This window comes from Pseudomonas sp. Fl4BN1 (assembly GCF_009908285.1).
Lineage (GTDB): Bacteria > Pseudomonadota > Gammaproteobacteria > Pseudomonadales > Pseudomonadaceae > Aquipseudomonas.
Map to the genome: position 1 here is coordinate 150,518 of NZ_JAAARM010000015.1, position 10,123 is coordinate 160,640.

At 61.6% G+C, this 10,123-nt stretch carries 9 protein-coding genes and 1 pseudogene; 5 read left to right on the forward strand and 5 right to left on the reverse strand.

Going from position 1 to position 10,123, the window contains the following annotated elements; translation table 11 throughout:
- Window positions 1–15: 15 nt before the first annotated feature.
- Window positions 16–951 carry a Flp pilus assembly protein CpaB gene (gene cpaB / locus GV818_RS18435; RefSeq protein ID WP_161777164.1) on the reverse strand — a complete coding sequence of 312 codons (936 nt, stop codon included), beginning with the start codon at window positions 949–951 and terminating at the stop codon, window positions 16–18.
- A 329-nt stretch (window positions 952–1,280) separates the two neighbouring features.
- Here cpaB and GV818_RS18440 point away from each other — a divergent pair, with 329 nt between their 5' ends.
- From GV818_RS18440 to GV818_RS18450, 3 genes are read left to right on the forward strand one after another with little or no spacing between them, the layout of a single operon-like run.
- A complete protein-coding gene (locus GV818_RS18440; RefSeq protein ID WP_161758693.1) occupies window positions 1,281–1,487 on the forward strand; it encodes a Flp family type IVb pilin in 207 nt (68 codons plus the stop codon).
- Between the two features lie 55 nt (window positions 1,488–1,542).
- Window positions 1,543–1,749, forward strand: a complete 207-nt coding sequence (locus tag GV818_RS18445; RefSeq protein ID WP_161758692.1) for a Flp family type IVb pilin — start codon at window positions 1,543–1,545, stop codon at window positions 1,747–1,749.
- Window positions 1,750–1,805: 56 nt separating this feature from the next.
- Window positions 1,806–2,219, forward strand: a complete 414-nt coding sequence (locus GV818_RS18450; protein WP_161758691.1) for a response regulator — start codon at window positions 1,806–1,808, stop codon at window positions 2,217–2,219.
- Window positions 2,220–2,364: 145 nt separating this feature from the next.
- Here the strand turns inward: GV818_RS18450 and GV818_RS18455 are convergent, their stop codons facing one another.
- Both GV818_RS18455 and GV818_RS18460 read right to left on the reverse strand, forming a co-directional pair.
- Complete coding sequence (locus GV818_RS18455) at window positions 2,365–4,041, reverse strand: ShlB/FhaC/HecB family hemolysin secretion/activation protein (protein ID WP_161758690.1); 1,677 nt, start codon at window positions 4,039–4,041, stop codon at window positions 2,365–2,367.
- A gap of 191 nt (window positions 4,042–4,232) precedes the next feature.
- Window positions 4,233–5,468: a collagen-like triple helix repeat-containing protein gene (locus GV818_RS18460; protein ID WP_368668937.1), complete on the reverse strand. Its 1,236-nt coding sequence runs from the start codon at window positions 5,466–5,468 to the stop codon at window positions 4,233–4,235.
- Between the two features lie 645 nt (window positions 5,469–6,113).
- Between GV818_RS18460 and GV818_RS18465 the strand changes: the two genes are divergently transcribed.
- Entirely contained in the window at window positions 6,114–6,563 is a 450-nt protein-coding gene (locus GV818_RS18465) for a DMT family transporter (RefSeq protein ID WP_161758688.1), read from the forward strand.
- Between the two features lie 7 nt (window positions 6,564–6,570).
- On the opposite strand, the gene GV818_RS18470 is transcribed toward GV818_RS18465, so the two are convergent.
- Both GV818_RS18470 and GV818_RS18475 read right to left on the reverse strand, forming a co-directional pair.
- Window positions 6,571–7,425, reverse strand: a complete 855-nt coding sequence (locus GV818_RS18470) for a MaoC family dehydratase (protein ID WP_161777165.1) — start codon at window positions 7,423–7,425, stop codon at window positions 6,571–6,573.
- A gap of 2 nt (window positions 7,426–7,427) precedes the next feature.
- Complete coding sequence (locus GV818_RS18475; protein WP_161777166.1) at window positions 7,428–8,780, reverse strand: 3-oxoacyl-ACP reductase; 1,353 nt, start codon at window positions 8,778–8,780, stop codon at window positions 7,428–7,430.
- A 132-nt stretch (window positions 8,781–8,912) separates the two neighbouring features.
- On the opposite strand from GV818_RS18475, the pseudogene GV818_RS18480 reads away from it, so the two are divergent.
- Window positions 8,913–10,123 (forward strand): annotated as a pseudogene (locus tag GV818_RS18480) (acetyl-CoA C-acetyltransferase); the annotation flags it as partial.

The following is a 10,123-nucleotide window of genomic DNA, read 5'->3' on the forward strand; positions in this document are numbered from 1 at the left end:
TGCATCCTTGCTCAATCAGGGAGTTTGTTGAGTGACCTGGTTACCTCGGATCACCTCCACCGCCGATCGTGGTGCGCCACCGTGGGCGACCGGACTGCGGGGGGCGCTGCCGAGGGCCAGTTGAGTGAATTGGAACAGGTTGCCGTTGGCCACATCGAGGTGGTCACTGGCGTCTGCATTGCCGGCCCAATAATGAGCCAGGCGCTGTTCCTCGCTGCTGCGTACGGCCAGGCGCAACACGCCGACCTGGGTGGCCAGCATCAGCCGGCTCAAAAGTTGTTCGGGAACGGCCAGGACCACCGTGCGGGCAGCAACCCGGCGCTGGTCCTGCTTGAGTTTGTCATCGCTGCTCAGGGTGGGTGAGGCGGGTTGTCCGTCGTTGGTCAGTCCCAGTTGTTCGCCCACAGCCAGCACGCGCATGGCAGGCACCGCGATCTGTGCCGATTGCTGCGGGTTGCTGGTGTCCTGGCGCAGGAACAGCAGCACGTCGACATAGTCGCCCGGGCTCAGTTGCCCCGCCGCGCCGATGACTTCGTCGACGGCGACTGCCAGGGCCCGCTCATCGCTGTGGATCATCCGCGCCAGGGCACCACCGCTGTCGAAGCTCTGTTGGTTGAGCCAGGTCCCGGCGTTCAATTGCCGCCAGGGCGTGCGGCCCACTGCCTGACTGATGGCGCTGAGGCTGCCAGCCGGTGCAGTGCGCAATTTTTCCAGCGCCAGATCGGCGGCGGTAAGGGGCATGAAAGGCGGCACGTCGCGAACCAGGACCACCACCGGTTGGCGAGTCTGGTCCTCGGCACTGCTGGTGGTTTGTTCGACGACGCTGGGGGCCGTCGGTTGAGCTGGCGGTGGTGGCACGGGTTGCCGGCTGAGCACCAGTCCCCAGTAGCCGAAAAACACCGCACCCACCAGAAGAAGTCCGGCCAGGCCCATGGTGACGCGACTGTTCATGAGGGCTCTCCCTTTCCTGCTGCACTACCGGCCCGTGCTTCCAAACGAGTTAATTTCGCAATCAGGCAGCTATGAACATGCAACTATTTCGCTATGTGAAGGTAGTAGAGCTAGGACGAAATGCCATTAACTAGCCAAAAATAGCTAACAAAAGTAGGGCAATCTCAATTGGGATTGGATTTTTGGCGCCAACCTTCCAACTAATACTTATTGATTAATCAGTTCTTACAGTTGCTGGTCCGGACTTTGTTGACAATGCTCTGGTGGCATCAAGGGATTTTGTTCCCGTGCGCTTCCATCAGCGCCAAGTGGCGCAAAGGAGAGCTAGGATGATTCTTCAATATTTGTATCTCAGGGCGCGCCTGTTTTTTGACCGTACCGAAGGCGCTTCAGCGATCGAGTATGCAATCGTGGTCGCCATGGTGGCCGTCATCGTGGTGGCGTTCGTGACCCCAATGGGCGCCAGGGTACTGGCCATTTTCAACAACGTACTGGTCGCCTTGGGAGGTGCCACGGTTACCCGTCCTACTCCATGAGCCAGTGAGCGAGTGAATGGCTGCACGCTGCAGGGACTCCCCAAGGAGGTGCGTCATGCTGTTTGAATGCCTGTTGCTTCGTGCTCGCCTGCTGTTGAAGGAGACGGATGGCGCCTCGGCCATTGAATACGCGATTGTGATCGCCATGGTGGCCGTGATCGTGGTGGCGTTCGTCACGCCAATGGGTGACCGGGTCCTGGCGATCTTCAACAATATCCTCACGGATCTGGGAGGTGCGACGGTAACGCGATCCCTACCTTGAGGCTGCTATCGCACTTGCAGTAAAGGTCGCCGGACAGTCCGCTCAAGGTAATGTTGATGAACACACCCTCCACCCCACGCCAGCAACTTCTTCTTGTGGATGATGAAGAGGACGCGCTGATGGAACTCGCCGAGTTGCTGGAAGGTGAGGGCTTCTGTTGCTTTACCGCGACCTCGGTGAAGCTGGCTTTGCAGCACCTCACCCGCCATCCCGACATTGCCCTGGTCATCACTGATCTGCGCATGCCAGAGGAGAGTGGCCTGTCGTTGATCAAGCGCCTGCGCGAACACACCTCGCGTCAGCATCTACCGGTCATTGTCATGTCGGGCCACGCCGATATGGACGACGTCAGCGACCTGCTGCGCCTGCAGGTACTGGATCTGTTCCGCAAGCCGATCTATCACGTGCGCCTGCTGGAAACCCTCAACAATCTGTTTCCCCAACCTCGCCTGCATATAGTTGGTCCCTGATTTCCAGCTCCGGTCCGGGCCCCGTCCCGGCACTGGCCGAGGTACCTGCCTTTCTTCGATTCAGCGGTAGCTCCTCACACCAACCGAGCCTTTGGCCCGCGGGTAAAAAAGACCCGCCGATGGGCGGGTCTAGTCACCTAATGGATCAGAGTTGATAGCTGAAACTCAGGGTGTAGCGCGGCTGGCGATTGTAGGTGTCCAGGGCTTCGTCGGACATCGGCTTGGCGGCTTCCAGGGCAATGTTGTAGTGCTTGGAGTCTCCGAAGCGCAGGCCAACGGCGGCCGATGACAGGCTGCTGCCCTTGACCGGCAACTGGTTGAACCAGGTTTTCGAGCGGTCCAGCACCACATAGGGTTGCAACACCCGGACCCAGGGTCCTTCGCGGTTGAAACTGTAGTTCACCTCATAGGCCACGCCCCAGCCTTTGTCGCCGGTGGCCTGGTCATCGGGGTAGCCGCGAGCGAAGTTCTGGCCGCCGAAACTCGCCCGTTCGCTGTCGGGAAGGTTGTCCTGGCTCCAGTACAGGGCGCCGGACAGCACGCCCTGCCAGTTATCGAAGAAGCGGTTGCTTTGCACCCCAGCCAGGCGCAGACGGAAGAAGTCCAGGTCGTAGAGGCTGTTGTTGGTGTTGGCCCCCATACTGTCTAGCCCGCGATACAGGCCGGCACTGAGGATCCGCAACTGGCGCGGGTCGGATTTGCTCCAGTCGCCTTCCAGCGCCAGGGCGCGGATGTCTGTTTTCTCTTCCAGGGTCAGCGGGTTGTTGGTGACCTGGTAGCGGGTCTTGTCGTTCACCGCGTACAGGCGTGTGCCTGCGGTGAGCATTTCATTGGGCGAGGCGATAAACGGGTGGCTGACGCCGATGGAGAAGCGGTCGTTTTCGCGATGGGGCTCCAGCTCAAGTCCGTTATCCAGTTGTACATTGGTACGCGGATCGCTGCGATAACGTGCGCCATACAGGTTCAGTTGCGTTCCTTCCGACCCCAGCAGCTGACTGTAGTCCAGGCGGTAGTAGTGCTCCTTGTCCTTGCCCGGTGGGAACAGCCCGCTGAGGCTGAGCTGCTCGCCCCAGGCGGTTTGTGAGTTGCTGCTGACGCCTACCAGAGCCTGCAGGCCGTTGCGGTTGTCGTCGGTGCTGTTGAGGCTGGTGGTGATGGATTTGCGACTGGCTACGGCGACCAATCTGGTTGCGCCATCGGTGGTTCCCGGTGGTGGCACTACGGCTTGTAGTGTCACTCCGGGCACTCGGCTCATCAATGTGGTGTAGCGCTCGAAGGTCTTGCGGGTCAGTGGGCGCTCAGCCTTGAGTTTGCTCACCAGTTTGTCCAGGTAGGCGGACACCGGGCCGATGTCGCCCTGCAGCTGGTAGTCCCTGATATAGCCTTCCACCAGCACCACCCGCAGGGTGCCCTGGTCGAGTTTCTGTTGTGGCATGAAGGCATAGGACAGCAGGTAGCCGTCGTCCTGGTAGCGCCGGGTGATGCTACGTGTGGCTTCGATCAGTTGGCCAAAGCTGGCCTCATGACCGATCAGGGGCTGGTAGATCGCTGCCAGCTCTTGCAGGGGGTAGATGGTACCGCCTTCGATTTGAACCTGGCGCACCGTGACCTTGGTGCCCATCATCAACGGCTGCTGCCCTTGAGGGGGAACGGGCTGTTCGGGTAACTGCGGTTTTGGAGTCACCGGGCGGTAGGCATCTACCGGCAGGTTGGGTATCGGCAGGTTGTTGATGCTGTCGTTGCTGTTGAGAAAGCGGGGAAGGGAGTCGGCGTAAGCGGAAGTGCAGCATCCAAGTAACAACAAACTGGCCAATGTGCGCATAGGACACTCCATGGTCAAACTGCGGCGGTGCTAAAAATCCTCATGCCAAGCGTCGTTCAGGGTCAGGGCCTTGATCTGGTGCCGGGATATGATGCTCTGGATAAACAAAAGGCGAGAGATCCAGCTGAATCTCTCGCCCTCAACCAAGCGTAGGCGCTGTAGGGGAGGCCGTCGAATCGGCCAGGTGCAAATTATTTTTTGGTACCACCCAGGGCGCCGGTCAAACCACCCAGCACACCACCCAGGCCGCCACTAGGGGCTGTACTGCCGCCGACCAACCCTCCTACCGAGGCCACAGTACCGCCCGCTGCACCGAGGGTGCCGCCCAGGGCGCTACCGACCGGATTACCGCCGGTGCCTCCGGCGCCGTTGCTACCAGTGTTGCTGACCGCGCCGCCCACCTGGCCCAGCAGACCACTGACGGGGCCGCCAAGGCCGCTGTTTGCGCCCACTTGCTGGGTCAGGCCGGAGACCGAACTGGTGACAGGGTTCAATGCCGAGCCCAGGTTCACGCCGACGCTGGCCAGAGGCGCGGTGACCAGCAGATTGGGGGTGCCGCTGCCGCCGAGGGCGCCGCCTACCGAGGCGATCAGGCCGCCTACCGCGCCACCGGTGACACCGCCGGCGCTGACGGTGCCATTGCTACTGCCAGTGTTGAGGCCGTTACTCAGGTTCGCCACGGCGCCGCCGACGGTTTCCAGCAGGCCGTTGTTACCACCAGTGCCGCCGCTACCGGTGCCGCTGCCAGAACCGCCCAGGTAACCGCCCGCAGTGCCTACGGCGCTACTTGTATTACTCAGGGCATTGCCCAGCAGATCGGTTCCAGGGGTGCCGTTGCCGGTATCGCTGACCTTGTTGCCGGTGTTATCGACCGCGTCGGCCACGCCATTGAGCAGCCCATTGACCGGCGCGCCAAGGCCGGTAGCGCTGCCGACCTTGCCGGTCACGCCTTCCGCCAGGCTCACCACGGGGACCAGTACCTTGTCGCCCACGCCATCGCTCAGTGTGCCTACGGGGCCGCTGCTGGTGACGGTACTCAGGGTATTGCCGAGCATGGTCACCTGGGTGCCGACACCGCCGAGCACAGGCGCCACTTGTGTGACTACACCACCGACCACCGGAACGCTCTGGGTCGTGGCGGCCAGCTTGCCGCTGAGGTCGGTGACTCCGGTGCCCACATCGCTGGCCACATTGCCAACGGTTGCTGTGGTTGTGCTCAGAGCCTTGGGATTGGTACCCAGTTGGCCCAGGCCATTGGTCAAGCCTTCGCCCACGGTGTCTACGACATTGCCCGTGGTGTTGACAGCGCTCTGCACGACACCGCCGACCACCGGAACTGCGGCGAGGGAATCACCCAGACCGCTGACGCCAGTGCCGAGACCGCTGACGGTGGTGCCAAGATCGGACACCAGGCTGCTGGTGGTCACTGTACCGCCACCAGTACCACCACCAGTACCACCACCTGTGCCACCGCCTGTACCACCTCCTGTACCACCACCTGTGCCGCCAGTTCCTCCGGTGGTGCCACCGCTGGCGCTGTTAGTAGATGAGTCGCTACCGCCGCTCTTATGACCGCCGCCGCCGCTGCAGCCTGTCAGGCTGAGGGTCAGGATCATGGCCAGTGCCGTACACGCTTTCCATCCAAATTGAGTGTTCATTAGAGTTATCCCTTGCACCTGTAACAACGTTCGTTATTTTCGATAGCCCTCCAGTTCTGGTGCTGGAGATGCCTTCGTCCGTTGTCTACATAAAAGGCTTGCAGGGGACTTTGAACAATTATGATCTTGGTATTAATGATTTATTTTCATAGGATTTATTTACTCAAAAGTAACTAGTATTAAAGTATCGTTTTGAAAGTATTTTTATAAAAATCTCATTTAAAACAACGACATATAAAATGTAATGAGCTGAGCTCAGTTCGCGTTAAACTAAAGTTATATACACACAATTAATAAGCTCTGGTCCTGGCTTGAGCAGGGTCTGCAATTGCCCTTGCCGTCATTAGTTTGGGGGAGGGTCTTGAACCAGGCTCCAGCCTATACTGCGCGACCGAAACTTTTCAGGAGCTTGTGATGGTGTCCCCAGTCTGGTGGTTGTTGTGCCTGCCGTTTTTTGCGGGTGCCTTTCTCGCCCTGCAAGCCGGGATCAACGGCCAGTTGGCCAAGCAGCTTGGCAGTGTGCTGGCTGCGGCATTGGTCTCATTTTTTGTCGGCACCGCGGCGTTGCTGATCCTGGTGCTGATGCAGCGCGAGATGCCTTCGCTGGGGGCCCTCAAGGGACTGACCTGGTGGCATTTGTGCGGTGGCCTGCTGGGGGTGTTTTTCATCACCACTGCCGCCTTCGCCGGGCCGCGGATCGGTGCCTTGCTGTTCATGGCGCTGGTGCTGGCCGGTCAATTGAGCATGGCCCTGGCTCTGGATCACTTTGGCTGGGTGGGGTTTCGCGAGGCACCGGTCAGCCTTGGCAAGATTGCCGGGTTGTTGCTGATCGTCGCTGGTGTCGTGTTGATCCGTCGCGGTTGAAGGCCGTTCAGGCGATCGGCTGCCAGCCACCCTGCATGTGTTGCAGATCGCCGTTGCCCAACAACTGCAATTCACCGCTTGGACCGGCCGCACTGGCCAACAGCCTGACCTCTGCAGGCAGCAGCACGGGTTTTATGAATTGCACCGTGACTTCCAGGTTCGCCGCCGGCAAGTGCTCGTTCAGCGCCGCCAGGGTCCGTGCCTTGTTCCACAGGCCGTGGGCAATGGCCTGGGGAAACCCGAATAGGCGGGCACTCCAGGCACTCAGGTGGATAGGGTTGTAGTCGCCGGAAACCCTGGCATAGCGCCGGCCGATATCACTCTCGGCCTGCCAGCGATTGACTTCATTCAGGCACTCGCCAGAGGGCTGGATCTGCCCCGCAGGTTCTCCCAGCAGTTTGACGCCGCGGCAGAGCATCCGGCTTTCGGCTTCCCAAAGCGGTCCCAGCAGATCGTCCAGTGTGGTCACCAGATCGAACACCGCGCCCTTGGCATGGGGTTGCAGGTTGCGTACCTGGACCCCGACCCGCACGCTGCTGACGTTACCCATGGGCCGCCATACACGAATCCGGTTGGCCAGGTGAATCAGCCCCAGCAGTGGAAAAGGAAAATCCCGGGCTGTCAGCAGTTGCATCTGCAAGGGGAACGCCAATACATGGGGATAGGTGGCAGGGAGCAGGCCGTTATCGACAAAGCCGCAGACCTTGCGATAGGCCTCCAGCTGTTTGGGTTGCAGGCTGACCCAGCAACGCAGGCCCTGCTCGGGCAACTGCGTGCCGTTGATTCGCCGGCGCAGCGCAGCCTTGAGGAACAGCGCAGGCAAGGACGAGGGGATGTTCAGTTCGTGCCAGTGCGCCGTCATTTTCAAGCTCCCAGGACACTTTGACCGCAGACCCGCAAGGCCTGTCCGCTGACCGCGCCGCTGCCCGGCTGGCCAAGCCAGGCCACCGCTTCGGCGACATCCTGGGGCAGGCCGCCCTGGCCCAGGGAGCTCATGCGGCGCCCGGCTTCGCGCAGTGCGAAAGGCACCTTGGCGGTCATTTGAGTCTCGATGAAACCAGGCGCGACGGCGTTGATGCTGATGCCCTGTGCGTGCAGCAACGGTGCCCAGGCCTGGGCCAGGCCAATCAGCCCGGCCTTGCTTGCGGCGTAGTTGGTCTGGCCACGGTTGCCGGCGATGCCACTGATGGACGCCAGCAGGATCACCCGCCCATGGTCGTGCAGGCGACCGTGGTCCAGCAGGGCCTGGGTCAGTACCTGTGGCGCGTTGAGGTTCACCGCCAGCACCGCATCCCAGAATTCCGCGGTCATGTTGGCCAAGGTCTTGTCCCGGGTGATGCCGGCGTTATGCACCAGGATGTCGATGCCGTCCGGCAGTTGCTCGATCAACTGTGCCGGCGCGTCCTCGGCGCAGATATCCAGGCTGATGGCGCGTGCGCCGAGTCGGGCGGCCAAGGCTTCCAGCTCGGCCTTGGCCTGGGGCACATCCAGTAGCAGCACTTGGGCGCCATCTCGGGCAAGGGTTTCGGCAATAGCCGCGCCAATGCCCCGCGCTGCGCCGGTGATCAGGGCCTTGCGTCCGACCAGCGGGCGGCTCCAGTCCTGGACCTGGGTGGCGCAGGGCTGCAAGCGGATCACTTGCCCGGAGACAAAGGCACTCTTGGGTGAGAGAAAGAAGCGCAGCGCACCTTCCAGTTGCTCTTCCGCACCGGCCCCCACGTACAGCAATTGCAGGGTGGCACCGTTGCGCAGTTCCTTGGCCAGGGAACGGCTGAAGCCTTCCAGGGCACGCTGGGCGCTGGCGGCGAAGGGGTCTTCGAGGGTTTCCGGGGCACGTCCGAGGAGCACCAGGTGGGCGCTGGGTTCAAGGCTTCGCAGCAATGGCTGGAAGAACTCGCGCAATTGCTTGAGTTGATCGGTCTGCAGCAGCTCGCTGGCATCGAACACCACAGCCTTGAGCCTGGGTCCGTGGCCGGGAATCCAGGGGGTGGCCAGGCCCGGATCGGTGCCGTAGCTGTAGATTGCATCGGTCAGGCGCGGTGCCAGGGCGCTGACCTGCTGCGCCAGGGCGCCGCCGCCAATCAGCAGCGCGCCCTCGATGGGCCGCAGGCGGCCTGCCTGCCAGCGCTCCAGACGTACCGGCGACGGCAGGCCAAGGGCCCCGACCAGACGCTGGCCGATGGACGAATTGGCGAAGTCGATATAACGGTCGGACATGGAACGCACTCCGCAGGCTGGGGTTCAAAGTGTGGACCATGAATGGCATGCAGTCGTTCGATCAGTGAGAAGCCTCCTAAGCTAGTGGGGAGGTACTTACCGAAGTCGCATTCACAGAACAGGGAGCTTTCCATGACACAGCTGCGTCGCGTAGCGATTATCGGCGGTAACCGTATCCCCTTTGCCCGCTCCAATGGTCCTTACGCCACCGCCAGCAACCAGGCGATGCTCACCGCGGCGCTCGAAGGCCTGATCGAGCGCTACAACCTGCATGGCCTGCGTATGGGGGAGGTGGCGGCGGGGCGGTGCTCAAGCATTCCCGGGATTTCAACCTGGCCCGGGAATGCGTGCTGGGTTCGCGCCTGTCGCCCACTACCCCGGCCTACGACATCCAGCAAGCCTGCGGCACTGGCTTGGAAGCGGCATTGCTGGTGGCTAACAAGATTGCCCTGGGGCAGATCGACTGCGGTATTGCCGGTGGTGTCGATACCACCTCGGATGCACCGATCGGGGTCAACGAAGGGTTGCGCAAGATCCTGTTGCAGGCCAACCGGGCCAAGAGCACCGCCGACAAGCTCAAGATCCTGCTGCAACTGCGGCCCCATCACGTCAAGCCGCAATTGCCGCGCAACAGCGAACCGCGCACCGGCTTGTCCATGGGCGAGCACTGCGAGCAGATGGCCAAGACCTGGGACATTCCACGTGCCGAACAGGATCAGCTAGCCCTGGAAAGCCACCAGAAAATGGCTGCTGCCTATGCCGAAGGCTGGCACGACGATCTGCTCACGCCCTTCCTTGGCTTGACCCGAGACAACAACCTGCGCCCGGACCTGACCCTGGAGAAGCTCGCCAGCCTCAAGCCGGCATTCGATCGCAGTGCCCAGGGTAGCCTCACCGCCGGCAACTCGACGCCGCTGACCGATGGTGCCTCATTGGTATTGTTGGGCAGTGAGCAATGGGCCAAGGAACGCGGTCTGCCGATCCTTGCCTATTTGCGCGATGGCGAGGCCGCTGCGGTGGACTTCGTCAACGCTGCCGAGGGACTGCTGATGGCCCCGGTATACGCGGTACCACGATTGCTCGCACGTAATGGGCTGAGCCTGCAGGACTTCGACTATTACGAGATCCACGAAGCCTTTGCCGCCCAGGTGCTGTGTACCCTCAAGGCGTGGGAGGACCCGCAATACTGCAAGAGCCGGCTAGGCCTCGACGCCCCCTTGGGCAGCATCGATCGTGCACGGCTCAACGTCAAAGGCAGCTCCCTGGCGGCGGGCCATCCCTTTGCCGCCACGGGCGGACGGATTGTTGCCAACCTGGCGAAGTTGCTGAGTGTGGCGGGGCAG

What these genes read in the sequence shown, in the direction of transcription:
- cpaB (WP_161777164.1), bottom strand. Translation starts at nt 951, where the DNA reads ATGAACAGTCGCGTCACCATGGGCCTGGCCGGACTTCTTCTGGTGGGT.
- GV818_RS18440 (WP_161758693.1), top strand. Translation starts at nt 1,281, where the DNA reads ATGATTCTTCAATATTTGTATCTCAGGGCGCGCCTGTTTTTTGACCGT.
- GV818_RS18445 (WP_161758692.1), top strand. Translation starts at nt 1,543, where the DNA reads ATGCTGTTTGAATGCCTGTTGCTTCGTGCTCGCCTGCTGTTGAAGGAG.
- GV818_RS18450 (WP_161758691.1), top strand. Translation starts at nt 1,806, where the DNA reads ATGAACACACCCTCCACCCCACGCCAGCAACTTCTTCTTGTGGATGAT.
- GV818_RS18455 (WP_161758690.1), bottom strand. Translation starts at nt 4,041, where the DNA reads ATGCGCACATTGGCCAGTTTGTTGTTACTTGGATGCTGCACTTCCGCT.
- GV818_RS18465 (WP_161758688.1), top strand. Translation starts at nt 6,114, where the DNA reads ATGGTGTCCCCAGTCTGGTGGTTGTTGTGCCTGCCGTTTTTTGCGGGT.
- GV818_RS18470 (WP_161777165.1), bottom strand. Translation starts at nt 7,425, where the DNA reads ATGACGGCGCACTGGCACGAACTGAACATCCCCTCGTCCTTGCCTGCG.
- GV818_RS18475 (WP_161777166.1), bottom strand. Translation starts at nt 8,780, where the DNA reads ATGTCCGACCGTTATATCGACTTCGCCAATTCGTCCATCGGCCAGCGT.